Consider the following 18,900-nt stretch of genomic DNA (forward strand, 5'->3'; position numbering starts at 1 on the left):
GCGTCAGGCCGTCAGCAGGTGGTGGGCGGCGGCCACGGCCGCGGCGACGATCGCGGCGAGGACGAGCAGCGAGCCGAGCCCGTAGGCGGGATAGGCGATCCGGGCCCGGCGCGGGTAGCCGGCCGCCGCCGGGTCGCGCCGGACGACGAGCCGCAGATACGCGCCGGCCGAGGCGGCGAGCCCGGTCGCCCCGGCCAGCTGGCTCGCGATCTTGTAGCCGTCCAGCGGCGGGAAGGGCACGAGCATCGCGAACGCCTGGACGCTGCCGAGCAGCAGCAGGCCGGCCAGCGCGTCGTGCGTGGCGTCGTCGAGCGGGGCGAACAGCCACAGGGCGCAGAACGGCAGGAGGAAGACCAGGTTCATCACCGCGCCCGCGACCGCCGTGCCGATCCTGCGCCAACGGCTGCCCAGATAGAGGTAGTTGTCCACCGTGCAGTACATGATCACGACGGGCAGCCGCCAGCGCAGCCCGATCTCCGCGACCCGGCCGCCGTAGTGCCGGGCGACGACCCCGTGCGCCAGCTCGTGCAGGGCCGTGCTCAGCCACAGCAGCGTGGCGGCCCCGGTCAGCAGCACCGGGTTGGTGAACAGCTCCCGTACGGCGAGGAGCAGTTCACCGGCCCTCAGGACGATGACGGCCTCCATCGCCACGACCAGGGCCAGCAGCGGTATCAGCCACCCCGGCGCGAGCAGGAAGCCGACCGCCCGGTGCAGCCGGGCGGTGGTGGCGTCCGCGTCGGCGACCAGCCGGAGACTGCCGCGCAGGAGACTCCGGGCGGGCGCGCCCGCCGGCCCGGACGCCGGGGCGGTGGCGGGCCCGGACGCCGGGGCGGCCGGCGCGGGCGCCCCGGCGAGCAGGCCGCGCGAGCCCAGCATCCGCAGGATCTGCTGCCAGTTGGCGTCCGCCAGCCTGCGTCCGTACCGCGCGGCGTACTCCTCGCCGATCTCTTTCAGGCTGCGCTCCCCGTCCATCCGGGCGATGAGGAAGTGCTCCTTGGTGCCGACCTTGAAGGAGTTGCCGCTGTCCGTGTCCTTGATCAGGTGCACGGTGGCGGCGCCGTCCAGCAGCGCGTCGCTGAGCAGCACCCGGGGCCGGAGCGCGGGGCGGTACTCGGCCAGGGCCCCGGGGGTGCTCACGCGGTCCCCCGCAGGGCCCGCCCCAGTACGTGGCTGAGATAGGCCTCGTCCCTGATGGTGACGTGGAGGCGGTTGTTGGTCATATGCATGTACGGGGACAGGAGCAGCGGCAGCGAGCGGGCCGGGTCGGTGACCAGCTCGTCGCGCTCCCCGTCCCACGAGCGGAAGACGAGGTCGCCGTCGGCGGTCAGCTTCCGGGCACGGTCGCGCAGTTCGGCGCAGTGCTCGGCCCAGCCGCCCAGGAACCCGGGCAGAACGGCCGGCTCCCCGGCCTCCCGTACGCCTCCGTCCTCCCGGGCGCCCCCGGCGGTGGCGGCCATGACGCGCTCGAAGCGCGCGGTGAGCCCGGCGGCCATCGCCGCGTAGTTGCGGTCGTACTCCTCGGTGCCGATGAAGCCGGTGCCGGGGAAGGCCTTGTGCCAGAACTCGTAGTAGCTGTCCAGGTAGTCCGCCAGCTCGGTGCGGTCCGGGAGGAAGGTCGCGGACATGACCATCATCAGCTGGGCGGAGGTGCCCAGCAGCACGGTGCGCAGATGGAGGTTCTTGGAGCGGAAGGCGTCGATGACCAGGTCACTGGAGTGACGGAAGTGCCATTCCGCCAGCTCGATCCCGGCCGGGCCGCCGTACTTCCCGTACTCCGGCTCGTAGGGCATCGCATGGCGCGAGTTGTTCGGGCGGAGGTTCATCCGGCCCTGGTCGTCCATGTAGTGGCCGCGCTCGCTGCCGGGGAACTCGATCTCGAAGAGCGTGTTGTAGAAGTCGTTGAGGAAACCGGAGTCCACCTCGTACAGCGCCGGGCGCTCGGCCAGGAAGGCGTCCACGGCCCGCTCGGCGCGGCGCGTCACCTCCTCGGCGGCGGCCGGTGAGGAGGGCCTGAGCCTGAGGCGTACGTGCGGTCCCTCCAGCCAGTAGTTGATGAAGAAGTACCCGGCGAGGAGCCCGTCCGCCTCCAGCTCGTCGACCAGCGGGCGGACGCAGTGCAGGAGCAGGGGGCGCGGGTTGGCGGCGTAGAAGATGTGCAGGGCCTGCCAGGGGCCCGGGGAGGTGGCCGGGCCGGCGGTGGACGCGGTCGCGGCGGTGGGGACGTTCATGGGGTCTGGGTACTCCTTCGGACGGGTACGGCCGTCTCCACGGCCAGTTCGGCGACATGGCGGCCCCGGGCGGACACGGTGTGCAGTCCGTCCTCGTCGGGCAGCATTTCCCGGAACACCACACGCGCCTGCGGGGACTTCAGGAGCGCCTCGAACGCCGACAGGGAGAGCGGGCTGTCGAAGTCGAGGTACTGCGGCTTGGCGCCGGTCGCGCCCCGCGCCCCGGTGTCCGACACGGTCGCGAACACCCGGTCCGGCAGCCCGTGGGCCCGCCGGAAGCCGTGCCAGCCGAGGAACCAGCCGTCCTCGGCCACCCCCGGCCCGCGCAGCGGCAGTACGGCGGCGGGGGCGCTCCAGCTGCGGCGGCTCAGCACGACGCTGCCGTGGCGCACCCTCGGCCGCCCGGTCACCCCGCCGACCGGAGCGCCCTCGGGGACGCCGCCCCACACATTGAGCGGGGCCATCGAGGTCGGGGAGAGCAGCAGGAGTGTGCGGGGCAGTTCGGGCAGGGCCAGCGGTACGAGATAGCCCAGGTACACGGGGATGACCTCGCGCCCCAGCCGGGTGGAGCGCAGGACCAGCCGGTCCTCGTCCGGGTCGTGGACGAGGTGGAGGTCGTCGAGGTCCAGCCGGAACTCCCCGGGCAGGGTGCCGCGCTCCCCCGGGCAGACGATCTCGTACCGGGTGAGGCGCCCGTGCAGGTTGAGGTTGCTGGTGACGGGGCCGCCGGTGATCTCGGCGAGGACGGCGCCCTCGGGCACGATGTCCTCCGCGCCCGCGAGCAGCCGCGCGTCGAGAGCGCCGGGGTCCGCGCCGGTGCCGTGTCCGTCGAAGAGGTGCGTGAAACGGCTGAACGGGAAGGACACCCCGCCGTACGAACGGTTGAGGACGACCAGCGGGTCGCCGGGCCGGTCCACCAGCTGGAGATGGTGACTCATCGGAGCGAATCCGGGTGCGAGCGACCCGAGTTGCCCGGCCACGGCGGCGAGGAGGTCCTCGTCGACACGCACCTCGCCGCAGCCCGGTTCCGTCGCCTCCCACAGGGCCCGCATCCGCTCCACGAACGTCTGCCGTGCCGCGTCCAGGGCCTTCAGCTGCGGCTGGCCGAGCCAGTTCACCTCCGGCACATAGGTGCCCTCGGCGTCGAAGGTGGTGTGCCCGGCGGTGAACGACATGTACTGGTCGAAGAAGTCCTCGTGGAAGTCGTGCACGAGCTTCAGCAGATCGTCGCAGCGCCCGCCCTGCCCGTACCGGGCGAGGAAGAAGCCCTTGAAGGTGATCCGCTGCGGCAGCGTCAGATCGAACGCGGGCAGGATCCGCTCCACCGCGCCGAGCGGTCCGGCGGCCAGCTCCTGCCAGGCCGCCGGGTCCAGCGTCACCTCGCGACCGGCCGCCACGTCCTCGTACAGCAGGGTCTGCGGGACCTTCGCGCGTACGGCACCCAGCTCCTCCTCCTGGACCCGGGTCAGCTCGTCCCGCAACTCCGCCAGGAGCGCCCGCCTTTCGTCCGGGGAGGCGTCCGCGAAGCGCTCGACGCGGGCGGCGGCCCCCTCCAGCCGGTCCGCGAGCCCGTCCGCCCAGGGCCGCCCGAGGCCCCGCAGCGAACCCTGGAACGCGCGCAGCGGGTCGGTGTCGTGCACCTCCGTCCGCAGGCACGGCACCTGGACCATGCCGAGGTCCAGGAGCGCCTGGAGGTACTGCGCGCACTCCTCCTCAGTGGCGCCCCGGTCCGTCGCCAGCCAGCCGGAGAGTTCGCCGTAGCGCAGGGTGCCGCGCTCCTCGAAGAGGCCGAGCAGGCGCTCCAGGGTGCCGCTGCGCCGCAGGAAGAACAGCCGGTCCTTCACCGCGTCGAAGGTCACGGCGGTGTCGTCGTCGCCCGCCGTGACCCAGCGGCGCACATAGCGCACCCGGTCGTCGTCACGGCCCCAGCCGGAGGCGAGGGCGACCGGCAGATCGGCCCGGCGCACCGGGTCGGCGATCACGGCGTCGGCGAGCCGGCCGAGGGCGACGACATTGAGCCGCACCTGCCCCTGCCAGTCCGCCCCGACCCGTACGCCCAGCCCGCCGTCACCGTCCAGTGAGCCGAGCGCGACGCCGGTGAAGGTGGAGAACGGGCTGGTCTTGCAGACGGTCCGGTAGAGGTAGGAGAGCAGCGAGCGTTCGATCTTGCGCTGCTTCTTGTCGGGCGGACCGTCCCCCGCCCGGTGGATGAAGGCACCCAGCTGGGCGTCCAGCGTGGGCGAGGCCAGCAGCAGTCCCTTGCGCAGCCGGTCCTCCCCCGCCAGCCGGCGCAGTTCGGTGCGGCTGCGGCCGGTCTCGGCGGCGAGCAGGGCGGCGCCCTCGCTCCGGCGCTCGTCGAGCCCGCGCCGGCCGGCCAGCCAGTCGGCCAGTGTGTCTCCGGCCGCCGGGTCGAGGCCGCGGACCAGGGCCAGGGCCCGGTCGGCCGCGTCGGCCTGCGGCAGCCGGTTGTTGAAGACGTCCCGGCGGAGCTTCAGCAGGGCGCGGCGCAGCGGCTCGTCGTCGCTGCCGCCGATCAGCCCGTGCAGCTGGTCGCCGACCGCCTCGGCGCCCCGGCTCAGCCGCTCCGTCGTGTCGAGCATGTCGTCGGCCCAGCGGCGGCTCCCGGGGCAGCGCAGTGCCCGCACGCTCTCGACGGGCAGCCCTGCGACGCGCAGCATGAACGCGGGCCGGGTGACTGCGGGGCCGGCGGGGACGGCGGGATTCGCGGGATTCGCGGGATTCGCGGGATTCGCGGGATTCGCGGGATTCTGCTTCATCGTCCGTACCCCCGGCTCAGGCGATCTCGTAGCGGAAGTCGGCGGGGGCGGGCCGTTCGTTGCCGACCATCATGATCAGCAGTGGCGCTTCGCCCGTCTCCGCGAGGCCCAGTTCCTCGATGTACGAGATGTTGTCGAAGCCGAGCGCCACCCCGCAGCCGAGGTCCACCGCGGAAGCGGCGGTGTACACGCTCTGCGCGACGGCCCCGATGGCGGCGTTGACCAGGCGGTAGCCCCGGTCGCCGACCGCGTCCAGGACGGCGGTCGTACGGACCGTGGGCACCAGGACCGCGCCCGCCTGCTCCAGGTTGTAGTTGGAGAGGAAGTAGTTCTTCTGGAGGAACTCCCCCGGCCGCCCCTCCTTGATCAGCCGCAGGCTGTGCGCCTCGGGGTCGTACGCGTAGCTGCCGGGGGCCAGCCCCTCGACATGGCTGACGAACGCGTACAGCTTCGCCAGCCGGGTGCCGCCCGTGTCCCCGCCGATCCGCGATCCGGTGACGGCCGCGGCGAGAGTGGTGGCCAACTGCTCCTGGCTCACCGGCCGTTGCGCGTCGAAGCGGCCGAAGCTGCTGCGCCGGTCGCGCAGGGCGGTGCGTACGTCGGTGTCCAGCGCCCGCGCGGGGACGAGCGCCACCTCGGGGAGCGCGGGGTCGGCGGGGTGCGCGGCGGCCGGGGCCAGCGCGTCCGGGGCGGGGCGGGCCTCGGCGCGGGCGGAGGTGACCGCCTGCATCCTCTCCAGCGCGTCGAAGGAGAGGACGGTACGGGAGCGCTCGACGTCGCGGCGCCGCACGGAGACGCGAGCGGTGGCGGGCCGGTCACCGGCCGGGCCGTCCGCCGCACCCGCCGCACCCGCCGCGCCGGGCCGGTCCGCCGCACCCGCCCACTTCAGGGGGACGACGGCGAAGACGCCCTCCTCCCGGGTGCTCACCCCGAGCAGCGAGGCGAGGTGCTCCTCGTCGAACCAGAACGCGGGCTCGACCGCGAGACCCCGGGCACCGGCCCACATCCGCCAGGTCTGCACACAGGCACCGACGTCCATGGAGACGGCGTGGAAGGAGAAGTTGTTGTACTTGAAGGAGTTCTGCCAGTACTTGATGCCGAGCACCAGGTACTGATCGGTGGCGGGCCCCGGGGCCCCCTCCCCCAGCGCGGCCCGTACCTCGCCCGACACATCGCCGGTGAGCAGCCGCTGCATGGTGTGGTGCCGGGTGGAGTAGTAGTGCACCCCGGGCGGTACGGGCCCGGCGGGGCCGGAGACCCAGTAGACGCTCACGGGGTAGAGGCCGCCGCCGGAGGCGGAACCCCGGGACCAGTTGGCGAGCGGGTAGTGGGGCAGGGCGCTCAGGTCCGTGTTGGCCTGGACACCGAGCCGGCGGCCGGTGAGCCCGTAGGAGTCCCGGAGCATCCCGGAGAGGACGGACAGGTCGAACTCCCCGTCCGCGCCGCCGTCCTGGGCCAGGCCGCGGTCGAGCGTCGCGTGTGCCGGGTAGTCGGCGGCGGGCAGCGGCAGGCTGTCGGCCCCCGGGTAGAACTTGGCCTTGCGCGGTCCGTCCGACCAGTTCGGTACGAAATCCGCGGGGTCCATCGGGACCCGGCCGCGCTGCATGATCGCGGCGGCGTATTCATGGGCGTACCCCATGGCGAGCTCCTTGGTCACGGGAAGGGATGGGGCGCGGGGTTGAGGTCGGCGTCGGTGAGGTCGGCGTCGCGCAGCCCCGCCTCGCGCAGCGCGGTGCGCAGCCGGGGCATGCCGAGCGCCCGCTGCCGGCTCCAGCCGAAGTCGATCGGCAGCAGCCCCGGCACGATGACGGAGACGGTGGTCAGGCCCAGGGCGCGCTGTTCCGGCATGGTCTGGTCGACGACGATCACGTCGAACCCCGCCCCGGTGACGGCGTCCACACACCGCCCCAGGTCCTCCCGCAGGTCGTCGGAGACAGGGATCACCGGGTGCCGCCCGCCGCTCCGGTCACCGCCCGCGCCCCCGGTTCCGGCTCCGGTACCGGTACCAGCTCCGGCTCCAACTCCGGCTCCGTACAGCTCGGCGAAGGACCGCTTCGGCGGGCGCGGCGCTCCCGGTTCGCCGAGCAGGAAGTGGGCGTTCTCGCCCATCTCCGGGATGCCGTAGGCCAGCGGGTGGTCGTGCAGCGCCTCGACCTTGTCGAAGTCGTACGCCATGGCGCGCAGCCGCGCCTCGTCGCGTTCGGTGCGCCCCTGGAGGTTCACGGCGTCCGTGGCGATCTCGCAGAGCGCGCCGGCCAGCGCCGCTTCCGGGTCGAGTCCGGCGCCCGCGCCGAAGCACATCCGGCCCGGCCCGCCGTCCGGGCGCACGGCGACACCCGTGACGACGGGTACGGGAAAGGTGATCCGGGTGTCGAAGAAGCGGGCCTCGTAGCCGTACATCTCCAGCCGGTCCACCATCCGCCGGGTGGCCGCACGGCCGCTGGTGCGCACGTCGATCTCGGGCAGGGCGGCCCGCCCGTACCAGGCGAGCAGGAACGCGTCGCGCTCCACGACCTCCATCAGCCCGAAGTAGACGGCCTCCTCCAGACAGCCGCCGGACGCGCAGCCGTTGGAACTCTCCTGCACGAAGCGGTTCTCCAGGCCGGGCGCGTGGTAGTACGTGAGCACCTCCGGGACCAGGACCGTGCGGTGCTCGCGCAGCGAGTAGCCGCGCACCCAGGGGATGCTCCGGTCCGGGGTGAACGGGGTGACCCGGGGGTTGGCCCGGTGGAAGGCGTCCGAGTACAGCCCGCAGACCCGTGGGTCGAGCGCGTGCTCGCCGCGCCCGCGCAGGCCGTGCAGGGAGTCGTGCACCTGGGCGCGCTTGGCCCGGGACCGCATGCCCGCGTACCGCTCAAGGCCTTCCAGGACCCCGATGCGCAGGCTCTCGGCGAAGGTGTCGGCGTGGCCGCCCCAGAACGTCTCGCGGAGGTACTCCCCCGAACGCATCGAGAAGCGGCCGATGGTGGCGGAGGTGGAGGCGGAGGCGATGTCCTGGACGACGGACGGGCCCAGCGAGCCGCAGACCGGGTTGGCGTACGGCTCGACGGGCAGCTCGTATTCGGCGATGTCCCGGACCCGGAAGCCGCCGGGCTTCCGTTTGGGCGCGGGCCGCAGGATGAGCGTGGCGGCCTCCTCGGTGTCCGGCTCCGGACGGCCGCAGGCGGGGCACTCCGGGTCGGGGACGAGCGGATAGCCGCGGACGGCGAGGGTCCGCAGGTCGACGAGGTGGACGAAGGGGAAGGCGCCGGTGTCCGGGCCGGTTCCGCTCAGCCGGGCCGCGATGACCCCGGCGAGGGTCTCGGCGCCGAACGGGGTGACATAGGGGGTCTCCCCGGCCGCCCGGGTGCCGGAGCCGAGCTCCAGCGCCTCGCGCAGCGCGACGGAACGGACTCCCTGCCAGCGCCGGTCCAGGCAGCGCGCGCAGGGCTGCGGCACCCCGGACCCCTCGGCGGGGGCGGGTGCGGGGAAGGGGCCGACGACGGCGTGCTGTCCGTAGTAGCGGACGGGCACGGCGGGCGTCCAGGTCCCGTCCGGGGCGACGGCGTCCGGCCGGATCCCGCCCGGTGCGGCGTTCCCGCCCGCCGTACCGCCCGCGAAGGCGTCGTGTACGCCCAGCGGTGCGACGTCCAGCGGCGGCGGGTCGCCGAGGTGCCGGGCCAGCCCCTCCCCGATGAGCCCCGCGAGCAGACGGGTGGACTCCGCGAGTACGGCGTCCGCTGTCTCAACGGGCATCGGGGCCGCCCTCGCCGTCCACGGTGAGGAGCACCCGGGCGGTGCTGATGCCGCCCGCCGGGAGGTCGGCCGGGGTGGTGGACACGTACAGGGCGTCGCGCCCGGCCTCCCGCAGCCGGTCGAGGACCGCCTCGAACGTGGTCGTCTCCCCCTCCGCCGCGACGGACTCCCCCGTCACCGCGACCGTGCCGGCGGCGAAGTCACCCAGCAGCGGGTCGCCCAGGTCCGGTTCGGCATCCGGGTCCTCGGCGGCCAGCTGCACCTGACCGAGCAGGTCCCGCAGGGCGGAGCAGGCCGCCGTGCGCCGCGACAGACCGGCCCCGACCGCCCAGCGCCCGCCCGCCGGGCCGCTGTCCGCCTCGCGGGCCAGCACCACATGGGCCGAGGTGCGGGCCGCCTCGCCCAGGTCGAGGAGCTCCACCGCGACATCCAGGTTGGCCGCCGACTTCAGCAGGAACACCAGTTCCGGGTCGGCCGCGTCGGCCGCCACCGGGCTCACCCCGGTGGTGCCCCGGACGGCCCGGAGCAGCGCGTCGTGCGCGAGCGCCGACATCAGGCCGCGCCCCGCCGCCTCCCGCGCGCTGCCGCCCGCGCCCGATCCGGCCGAGGTCGCCAGGTGCAGCCGGTCCCGGTTGTGGGCGCCGAAGGTGCGCACGGCGGCGGCGGGCACCCTGACCGGCTCCTTGCCGATCAGCGAGGTCGCGGTGACCCAGGTCCGCGGGCGTACGCCGGTGCCGCCCCCGGTGGTCAGCGCCTCCGGGGCGAGTACGAGGTCCGCAGTGCCCGCACCGTCGGCGGCCCCGGTGTCCGAGGTCTCCACCGGCACGACGTGCTCGACGTACGCCTCCGCCGCCGCGTACAGCGCCCGCATCCGCGCGCCCGCCAGATGGTGCACGTCGAACGCGGCGATCCGGCGCCGCACCCCGGCCCCGAGCGCCACCTCGACCCGGCTGATCTTCAACGGGGTCTGGGTCAGGCGCTCGTCGTCGTACCGGCTGAAGATCCCGGTGAACGGGCGCACCAGTGCCGTGCTGATCCGGTTGAGGTCCTCGACCAGCGCCTCGGCGTCGCGGGCGGTCTCCACGGTCGGGGTGACGGGGAGCGCCAGGCCCGGCGGCAGCGCGTCGGGCTCGCGGACGTCGAGGGCGGCGCAGCGGAGGCAGCGGGGGTGGGGCTGGACCGGCTCGGCCATCACATCGAGCGACTCCAGGTCCTGGACGAGGACCTGGCCGTCCGTCTCGGCGGGCAGGGCGCCGGTGGCGATGCGGAAGATCTCGTAGCCGAGGAGGTTGCCGACCATCGCGGCGACCGGGCCGGACAGCGCGTCCCCCGAGGCCGTGACCGCGCCCGCGGCCTCGCCCCAGAGTTCGGCGGCGGGTCCGGGAGCCGCGTTGCCGCCCAGCCGCAGGACCGCGCAGGACCAGCAGCCGGTGGAGGTGGCGGTGGCGAGCGGGCCGACGACGAGACGGCGGCCGAACGACCAGGCGGGGATCAGGGTCCGGCCCTCGGGCACTCCGGCGGCCAGCAGGCGGTGGGTGCGCGCGCCGGCCCCGGCGCCGGTCACCACGACCACGTCGTAGCCGTCGAGGGCCTCCCAGCCGGCCTCCGCCCCGGTGCCGGGGGCGCCGTGTCCGGCGTCCGTACCCGGGACGATCCGCCCGATGTGCGCGCCCGCTTCGGCCGCCTCGGCGGTGACGTCGTCGAACGTGGCGGCCGTACCGATCCGGACGCACCCGTTGCGCACCAGGCTCAGCGCGCACCAGCGGGCCACCTCGTCGTCGCCGAGGACGGCGACGCGGGTGGCGCGGAAGCGGGCGAAGCGTTCCGGGGCGCCGTCGGCGTAGTGGTCGACGTAGGCGATCTGGGCCGCGAACCGCTCGGCGACCGCGTCCGGCAGGGGCTGTGCCGTGCTGTCCGCCACCGGTATGTCACGGGCGAACCCCCGTGCGTACAGGGTCTTGACGAGCTCGGCGGCCATCGCGCGCTGGGCCGGTCCGAAGCCCGCGCAGAGTTCGGAGAGCCGGTGGTGGCCGGTCAGGTGCGGGACGACGAGGGAGGCGAAGCGGTAGGCGGTGCGGCCGGTCAGATGGAAGCCGCCGTCGGCGTTGTGGAAGAGCACGCCGCCGGGGGTCTCGGTGAACAGCACGTCCTGGCGGATGCGCGGCCGGGTCCCGGCCAGCGAATCGAACGCCCCGGTCCCCTTCCCGGCCGGCGTGCCGGTCGTGGCGGCTGCTCCGCCTGCGGCTGCGGCTACGGCTACGCCTGCTACTGCGGCGGCTTCGGCACTCTCGGCCATGGGTTCACACCTTCTCTGTGCGGCGGATGCGGATCCGGGCGGTTCTTCGTATGTGGGCGCGGAGCAGGGCGTGGATGCGGTACGGGCCGGGCGGGCCGTCCTCCAGCAGTCCGGCGTCGGCCAGTTGCTCCAGCACGGCTTCGGTCTCCGGTGCGGTGTCCCCGGTCACCGGGATGTCCGGCGGGCCCGCCCCGACCCGGAACAGCGCCTCGGAGAGCCGGGGGTCGAGCCGGTCGATCGCCCGGTCGAAGAGACCGGTGACGGACAGGCCCGGGGAGTCGGTCAGGGTGAGCCGGGCGAGCGGGTCCTCGCCCAGCCAGTCGACGGCGTGGCCGAGTTCCAGCCCCGGCCGGGTCAGCAGCCGGGCGGTCAGGATGCGCAGGGCGGCGGGGAAGTGTCCGCAGAGCGCGGCCAGCCGGCGGGCGGCCGCGGGTTCCGCCTCGACGCGTTCGGCGCCGAGCGCGGCCAGCAGCAGGGCGTAGGACTCCGTCTCCGTGAAGGCGGAGAGCCGGTGCACCCAGCCGCCGTGGGTGGCGATGAGTCCGGCCAGCCCCATCCGGCTGGTGACGACGACGGCGATGGCGGGGCCGTCGGACGGGAGCAGCAGCGGGCGCACCTGATCGGCGTCCACCACGTCGTCGAGGACGAGCAGGGCGCGTTCGCCCGCGCTCCCGGAGCGCAGGGCCCGCGACACCTCGGCCGCGACCTCGGGGACGCGGCGCGGTTCACCGTCCGGCCGGGTCATCCGGACGAGCAGCCGGCCGGCCGGAAAGGAGTCCCGCACCAGGTGGGCGACCTGGTGGGCGAGCGCCGACTTGCCGATGCCGGGCGCGCCCGACACCAGGACGGCGAGCGGCTGCCGGTCCTTCGCGCCGGGTCCGGCGGCCGCCGTGAGCCGGGCGACCATGGCGGCCGTCTCGGCCTCGCGCCCGGTGAAGTGGGGGACGGGGGGCACGGGCTGGACCCCGGGGTCGTCGACGACCTCGCCCTCGACGACCCGGACGGCGGGGGCGGGACCCCGCGCGGAGCCGGGCCCCGGCGCGGGCGCCAGTGCCGGGGCGGGCCCTCGTGCGGGGCCGGGCAGGGAGGCGGTGTCCGCCCTTCCCAGGTCCTCGCCGCGCAGGATCGCCAGTTCCAGCTGCCGCAGGGCGGGCGACGGGTCCACTCCCAGTTCGTCCAGGAGGAAGCCCTTGACCCTGCGGTACTCGGCGAGTGCCTGGGACTGCCGTCCGGTCCGGTAGAGCGCCTCGATCAGCTGCTCGTGGAACCGTTCGTGCCCGGGATATACGCGCGTAGCGGTCCATAGTTCGACGAGCGCCTCTCCGCAGCGCCCCAGCCCCAGCAGCAGGTCGCAGACCCGCTCCACGCCGCGCAGCCGCTCCTCCGCGAGCCGTGGCACCTCGTCCCGGTGCAGGACGTCGGAGCGCACATTGGCGAGCAGGGAGCCCTGCCAGAGCGACAGCGCGTCCTTGAGTGTGTAGAGCTCCGCCTCCGGGTCGTCGGACAGGGCCACGGCCCGGCGTACCTGGTCGCGGAAGCCGAGGAGGTCCAGGGTGTGCGGTGCGGCGGTGATCCGGTAGCCGCCGGGCACCGCTTCGATCGCGGTCTCGGTGACCCCGTGCTTGGTGAACAGCCGGCGCAGCCGCAGCACACAGGTCTGGAGCGCGGCCTTGGCGGTGGCGGGCTGCTCCTCGCCCCAGACGGCCCGCTGGAGATATTCGGCGGACACCACGGAGTTGGCGTGCAGCAGGAGGGCGGCGAGCAGGATCGTGGGCTTCGACGGCTGGAGTACGACGGTGTCGGGGCCGTCCGCGAGGGCCAGCGGCCCGAGGAGCTGAAACCGCATCACGGCTTCCGCCCTAGTCCCAGCCGTTGACCAGCTTGCACACCTGAACGGGCCCGGAGGGAACGGGCAGTCGCCCGAGGAGCTCGTCCACCTGCGTACAGATCACCTGGACCGCGTGTTCGGGAAGCCGTTCCGGGGACCCCGTGGCGGCGGGGGCGGCCGAGGCGGCGCCGGCGGAGAGTGCGAGCGAGACGAGCGTGAGTGCGGTGACGGCGACGGCGCCGCGCACCGGACCGCGCGGCTTCCGCGAAAGCGGGGACAGCAAAGGCACAGTCACGTTTTCCCCTTCGGCTGTGGCGTCCTGCCGGGGAGTCCCGGCACGGATGAATATGCCAGCGGGGAACGGAACGGGGCCGGGGCCGTGATGACAGCTTGCTGCACGGGGTGCGGCAGCTTCGTGCAGGGCGGACGCGGGCCGGTTCCGGGGAGAAACGCGTTTCGGCCCCGGGGCGTTTGGAGGAACGCCCCGGGGCCGGCACCGTCATTCTACGGTGACCGCTGTTGTCAGCCGTCCGTCGCGATGGCGTTCAGGACGTTCATCCGGCCCGCCCGGAAGGCCGGGACGAGTGCGGCGAACAGTCCGACGAACGCCGAGCCGACGAAGACCGTGAGGATGGTCGGCCACGGGATCTCCAGGACCCCGAGGCCCTCCAGCGCGAGCAGCTTCTGCGCCGAGGTGCCCCAGCCCATCCCCAGACCGAGCCCGAGCAGGGCGCCGAAAAGGGCGATGACCACGGACTCCAGACGGATCATGCGGCGCAGCTGGCGCCGGGAGAGCCCGATCGCCCGCATCAGGCCGATCTCTCGGGTCCGTTCGACCACGGACAGGGCGAGGGTGTTCACCACTCCGAGCACCGCCACGATGATCGCCAGGGCCAGGAGCCCGTACACGATGTTCAGCAACTGACCGATCTGGTCCTTCAGTTCCTGCTTGAAGTCCGTCTGGTTCTGCACCTTGTACTGCGGGTACGCGTCGATCGAGGCCTTGAGGGAGGCGTAGGCCTCCTTCTCCTTGCCGTCCTGCGCCTTGGCGAACATGATCCCGTTCTTCGGCATCCGGTCGGCGGGGACGTACTGTTCGGCGGTCGTGATGCTGGTGTACATCGCGCCCGTGTCGACGCTCGTGTCGTCCGAGGTGATCGCGGCGACCTTCAGCTTCGCCGTGTCGCCCGCCTTGAACGCGACCGTGATCTCGTCGCCGACCTCGACGCCGTGCTCCTTCGCGTAGCCGTCGCCGACCGACATGGCGTTCCTGCCGTACGCGGCGGCCAGGTCACCGGCGACCGTCTCGCGGCGCAGGTCGTCCTTGTACGTCGGGTCGGCGGCGACGATCTCCTCGTCGTTCGCGGCACCGTCGGGTGCGGTGATCCTGGCGTCGATGGTCCGGTACTCGGTGAGGTGCTCGATGCCGGGTGCCGATTCCAGCGCCTTCGCGGCCTGGGGCACGATCAGCTGGCCGGTGGGCGACTGGACGATGAAGTCCGCGCCGACCGACTTGTCGAGCTCGTCGGTGGCCGAGGCCACCATGGACGAGCCGACGACCGAGAGGCAGGCCACCAGGGCGAGGCCGATCATCAGGGCCGCGCCGGTCGCCCCCGTACGCCGGGGGTTGCGCAGCGCGTTGCGCTCCGCCAGCCGCCCGACCGGGCCGAACAGCCGCAGCACGACCACGCTGAGCGCCCGCACCACCAGACCGGCCAGCAGCGGGCCGATCACGATGAAGCCGATCAGGGTGAGGAACACGCCGAGGGCGAGGAACAGCGATCCCTCGCTCGCCTTGTCGGCCTGGGTGGTGGCCCACAGCGCGGCGCCTCCGGAGCCCGTGAGGACCAGGCCGATACCGGCCCGGATCCAGCCGGACTTCGCGTCCGCCGGGCTTCCGGCCTCGCGCAGCGCGGCCATCGGGGAGACCTTGCCGGCCCGGCGGGCCGGGATGTACGCGGCGAGCACCGTGACGACGATGCCGAGCACGAGCCCGGTCGCCGGGGTTGTCCAGGCGAGGGTGAGGTCGCCGGTGGAGAGTTCCATCCCGATGGAGCTCATCAGCTTCATCAGCCCGACGGCGAGCCCGACCCCGGCGGCGACGCCGAGGACCGATCCGACGATGCCGAGGAGTACCGCCTCCACCAGTACGGACCGGTTGACCTGCTTGCGGCTGGAGCCGATGGCCCGCATCAGGCCGATCTCGCGGGTGCGCTGGGCGACCAGCATGGAGAAGGTGTTGACGATCAGGAAGATGCCGACCAGGAGGGCGATTCCGGCGAAGCCGAGCATCGCGTACTTCATGACGTCGAGGAAGGACCCCATGGAGTCCTTGTTGGCGTCGGCGGCCTCCTGCTGGGTCTGGAGCGTGTACGGGGCCGGGTCGCCGAGCGCCGAGGTGACGTTCTTCTTCACCTGCGTGTCGCTGATGCCGGGTTCGGCGGTGATGGAGATGTGGGTGAAGGCGCCGGGCGTGCCGAGCAGCTTCGCCTGGGCGGTCGCGGTGTCGAGGTAGACGATCGCGGCGCCCGGGTTGGTCACCTTGAACGAGGCGATACCGCTGATCCGTGCCGTGATGTCACCGGTGACGGCGATCGTGCGCAGTTCGTCGCCGATCTTCAGGTGGTGCTTCTCGGCGGTGTCGGCGTCGACCATCACCTCGGTGGGGCCGCGCGGGGCGTGGCCGGAGGTGATCTCCATGGAACGGAGGTCGTTCCGGGTCCAGTTGCCCGCGAGCGTCGGGGCTCCGGTCTCCGACCCCATGTTCTTGTTGTGGCTGTCGACGACGGTGACCGACGCGCTCATGACGGCGCCCTCGGCCCTCGCCACCCCTTCGGCCTTCCCGGCCAGCTGGACGACGGAGGCGGGCAGCGACTCGGGCTTCCCGTTGTCCGGCATGCCGTCACCGCCCTTCGGCGACTTCGGGCTGATGGTGACATCGGCCGATGTCGCCGCGAAGAGCTTGTCGAAGGTGGTGTTCATCGTGTCGGTGAAGACGAGCGTGCCGCACACGAACGCCACCGACAGCATGACCGCGACGGCGGACAGCGCCATCCGTCCCTTGTGCGCGAGGAAGTTGCGCATCGAGGTCTTCCAGACGGTCATGACGTCCGCCCGCGTGCGTCGAAGTGCTTCATCCGGTCCAGGACCTGGTCGGCCGTCGGGTTGTACATCTCGTCGACGATGGAACCGTCGGCGAGGTAGAGCACCCGGTCCGCGTAGGAGGCGGCCACCGGGTCATGGGTCACCATGACGATGGTCTGGCCCAGGTCGTCGACCGACCGGCGCAGGAAGGACAGCACCTCGGCGCCGGCCCGTGAGTCCAGGTTCCCGGTGGGCTCGTCACCGAAGATGATCTCCGGCTGCGAGGCCAGGGCGCGGGCCACCGCGACACGCTGCTGCTGACCGCCGGACAGCTCGGTCGGCCGGTGCTTCAGCCGCTCGGAGAGGCCCACGGTCTCCACGACCTGCCGGAGCCAGCCCGCGTCGGGCTTGCGGCCCGCGATGTCCATCGGCAGCGTGATGTTCTCGATCGCGTTGAGCGTCGGAAGCAGGTTGAACGCCTGGAAGATGAAGCCGATCCGGTCCCGGCGGAGCTGGGTGAGCTTCTTGTCCTTGAGCTTCGTGATCTCGGTCTCGTCGAGGAAGATCTCGCCGGAGGTCACGGTGTCGAGCCCGGCCAGGCAATGCATCAGGGTCGACTTGCCGGAGCCGGACGGCCCCATGATCGCCGTGAACTGCCCCCGGGCGATGTCCACATCGACATGGTCGAGCGCGACGACCCGGGTCTCCCCCGCCCCGTACGCCTTGACGACCTGCCGTGCTCGCGCAGCGACGGCCGTACGCCCTCCAGTGCCCCCGTGCCTGGGAATGGTTACAGCCGTTGTCACGGTTTATCTCCTATGTCGGTCAATGACGGAACGTCACTGTGTACGTTCTGAGTCTCGGGTGGGGAGGGGGCCCGGCGCGATGGTGCTCAGCGCAGTCCTGTGGTGGGGTTTTCCCCACCCCGCCCCCGTTGCGGGCCGCATGCGCGACGTAGGAAAAGGCTAAGGAACGGGCCCCCGCCGTCACGTCCTCCGCCGGGAGGAACGGCCCCCGGGCACGACTGAGGACAAACCCCTAGGGGTCCTCGCCCCCCGGCGGGGTCCGGCGTAAGGGGCCGTGAACACCCCCGGCGCGGACCGGCCGATGCCGGATCCGTTCCCCATGGCCCTCCCGCCGGGCGACGCGCGGTGAGACAGTGTCCCGGGAAATACATGCATAGGGAAGGAAAATCTGTGGGCGGCACGGACGGCGACACCGCGGCGATATCCGGTCCGGCCGCAGAACCCCCCGGCAGCCCCGGAGTCGCGCCCCCCGACCCCGTGGTCACGTCCCCCGGTCCGGCCGCCACGCCCCCCGGTCCGCCCGCCGCGACGCCCGACGGTCAGGCCGAAGGGCCGCCCGACGGGCCGAAGGGCCGCCCCGGCACTCCCCGGGGCCGCCGCCCCGTGGTCGCGGCACTGATGCTCGGCATGGCGCTGGCCGCCATCGACGGCACCATCGTCTCCACCGCCGTCCCCCAGATCGTCGGCGACCTGGGCGGGTTCGCGGTCTTCTCCTGGCTCTTCTCCGGCTATCTGCTGGCCGTCACCGTCACCCTCCCCGTGTACGGGAAGCTCTCCGACACCTTCGGCCGCAAGCCCGTCCTGGTCGCCGGGATCATCCTCTTCCTCGTCGGCTCGGTGCTCTGCGCCGCCGCCTGGAACATGGCCGCGCTGATCGCCTTCCGCGTCGTGCAGGGCCTCGGCGGCGGCGCCCTCCAGGGCACGGTGCAGACCATCGCCGCCGACCTCTACCCGCTCAAGGAGCGCCCCAGGATCCAGGCCAAGCTCTCCACGGTGTGGGCCACTTCGGCCGTCGCCGGCCCGGCGGTCGGCGGGCTGCTCGCCGCGTACGCGGACTGGCGGTGGATCTTCCTGATCAATCTCCCGGTCGGGGGCCTCGCCCTCTGGCTGGTCGTCCGTCACCTCCACGAGCCCTCCCGGCCGCGCCCCGCCACCCGGCCCCGGATCGACTGGGCGGGCGCGCTGGCCGTCTTCGCGACGGGCGTCCTCCTGCTCACGGCGCTGGTCCAGGGCGGCGTCGCCTGGCCCTGGCTCTCCGCACCCTCGCTCGCGCTGTTCGGCGCCAGTGCCGTGCTCGCCGCTCTCACCGTCGCCATCGAGCGCCGGGCCGCCGATCCGATCATCCCGGGCTGGGTCTGGCGGCGCCGGACGATCGCCTCGGTCAATCTGGCCCTGGGCGCGATGGGGCTGCTGATGGTCGCGCCGACCGTCTTCCTGCCGACGTACGCCCAGTCCGTCCTGGGGCTCGGCCCGATCGCGGCCGGTTTCGTGCTCTCCGTGATGACGCTGAGCTGGCCGGTCTCGGCCGCGTTCTCCAACCGGGTCTACCACCGCATCGGCTTCCGGCTCACCGCGATCATCGGCATGAGCGCCGCCCTGCTGATCCTGCTGGCGTTCCCGCTGCTGCCCTACCCCGGCGCGGCCTGGCAGCCCGCACTGATCATGCTGCTGCTCGGCGCGGCCCTCGGACTGTTCCAACTCCCGCTGATCGTGGGCGTCCAGTCGACCGTCGGCTGGTCGGAACGCGGTACGACGACGGCGTCCGTCCTCTTCTGCCGCCAGGTGGGCCAGAGCATCGGCGCGGCGCTGTTCGGCGCCGTCGCCAACGGGGTGCTGGCCTCCCGGCTGACCGATGCCCCCGTCCCCGGGCTGCCCGGCGACCTGGACGCGGTCTCGCACGCCCTGGACGAACCGGGCTCCCTCTCCGCCGCCGCGACGGACCATCTGCGCCGGGCCGTCGACGCGGCGGTCGACCATGTCTACCTCGGCGCCGCCGGAGCGGCCGCGCTCGCCCTGCTCGTACTCGTCCTTCTCGCCCCGCGCCGCTTCCCGATCCTCGACGAAAGCGCCGAAAGCGTCCGTTAGGCAACCAGGAAATGGACAACCGCCCGTCTGCCAAGGGTATTTAGGCGTACCCCCTCCCCAC

At 73.1% G+C, this 18,900-nt stretch carries 11 protein-coding genes; 1 reads left to right on the plus strand and 10 read right to left on the minus strand.

The features are described from left to right. Window positions 1-3: 3 nt before the first annotated feature. From OHA98_RS34805 to OHA98_RS34850, 10 genes are all read right to left on the minus strand, one after another. Window positions 4-1,137 carry a site-2 protease family protein gene (locus OHA98_RS34805; RefSeq protein WP_266931708.1) on the minus strand — a complete coding sequence of 378 codons (1,134 nt, stop codon included), beginning with the start codon at window positions 1,135-1,137 and terminating at the stop codon, window positions 4-6. Then, the gene (locus tag OHA98_RS34810; RefSeq protein ID WP_266931709.1) at window positions 1,134-2,228 is read right to left on the minus strand and encodes a lantibiotic dehydratase C-terminal domain-containing protein; all 1,095 of its coding nucleotides are present in this window, start codon (window positions 2,226-2,228) and stop codon (window positions 1,134-1,136) included. Before OHA98_RS34810 ends, OHA98_RS34805 begins: the two co-directional genes overlap by 4 nt. Further along, window positions 2,225-4,906 carry a lantibiotic dehydratase gene (locus OHA98_RS34815; protein ID WP_266931710.1) on the minus strand — a complete coding sequence of 894 codons (2,682 nt, stop codon included), beginning with the start codon at window positions 4,904-4,906 and terminating at the stop codon, window positions 2,225-2,227. The genes OHA98_RS34810 and OHA98_RS34815 overlap by 4 nt, the downstream gene beginning before the upstream one ends. Before the next feature lie 115 nt (window positions 4,907-5,021). After that, on the minus strand, window positions 5,022-6,644 hold the full coding sequence (locus tag OHA98_RS34820; protein ID WP_266932540.1) for a SagB family peptide dehydrogenase: 1,623 nt from the start codon (window positions 6,642-6,644) through the stop codon (window positions 5,022-5,024). 14 nt (window positions 6,645-6,658) lie between these two features. Continuing rightward, window positions 6,659-8,740: a TOMM precursor leader peptide-binding protein gene (locus OHA98_RS34825; protein WP_266931711.1), complete on the minus strand. Its 2,082-nt coding sequence runs from the start codon at window positions 8,738-8,740 to the stop codon at window positions 6,659-6,661. Then, window positions 8,730-11,036 (minus strand): TOMM precursor leader peptide-binding protein, encoded by a 2,307-nt coding sequence (locus OHA98_RS34830; protein WP_266931712.1) that lies wholly within the window; start codon window positions 11,034-11,036, stop codon window positions 8,730-8,732. The genes OHA98_RS34825 and OHA98_RS34830 overlap by 11 nt, the downstream gene beginning before the upstream one ends. A gap of 4 nt (window positions 11,037-11,040) precedes the next feature. Then, the gene (locus OHA98_RS34835; protein ID WP_266931713.1) at window positions 11,041-12,882 is read right to left on the minus strand and encodes a BTAD domain-containing putative transcriptional regulator; all 1,842 of its coding nucleotides are present in this window, start codon (window positions 12,880-12,882) and stop codon (window positions 11,041-11,043) included. A 13-nt stretch (window positions 12,883-12,895) separates the two neighbouring features. After that, entirely contained in the window at window positions 12,896-13,159 is a 264-nt protein-coding gene (locus OHA98_RS34840) for a hypothetical protein (protein ID WP_266931714.1), read from the minus strand. A gap of 227 nt (window positions 13,160-13,386) precedes the next feature. Continuing rightward, window positions 13,387-15,969, minus strand: a complete 2,583-nt coding sequence (locus OHA98_RS34845) for an ABC transporter permease (RefSeq protein WP_266931715.1) — start codon at window positions 15,967-15,969, stop codon at window positions 13,387-13,389. Continuing rightward, window positions 15,966-16,754: an ABC transporter ATP-binding protein gene (locus OHA98_RS34850; protein ID WP_266931716.1), complete on the minus strand. Its 789-nt coding sequence runs from the start codon at window positions 16,752-16,754 to the stop codon at window positions 15,966-15,968. The genes OHA98_RS34845 and OHA98_RS34850 overlap by 4 nt, the downstream gene beginning before the upstream one ends. A 618-nt stretch (window positions 16,755-17,372) precedes the next feature. On the opposite strand from OHA98_RS34850, the gene OHA98_RS34855 reads away from it, so the two are divergent. After that, on the plus strand, window positions 17,373-18,839 hold the full coding sequence (locus OHA98_RS34855; RefSeq protein ID WP_266932542.1) for an MFS transporter: 1,467 nt from the start codon (window positions 17,373-17,375) through the stop codon (window positions 18,837-18,839). The last annotated feature ends 61 nt before the right edge of the window (window positions 18,840-18,900 follow it).

It is taken from the genome of Streptomyces sp. NBC_00654 (genome assembly GCF_026341775.1).
Lineage (GTDB): Bacteria > Actinomycetota > Actinomycetes > Streptomycetales > Streptomycetaceae > Streptomyces.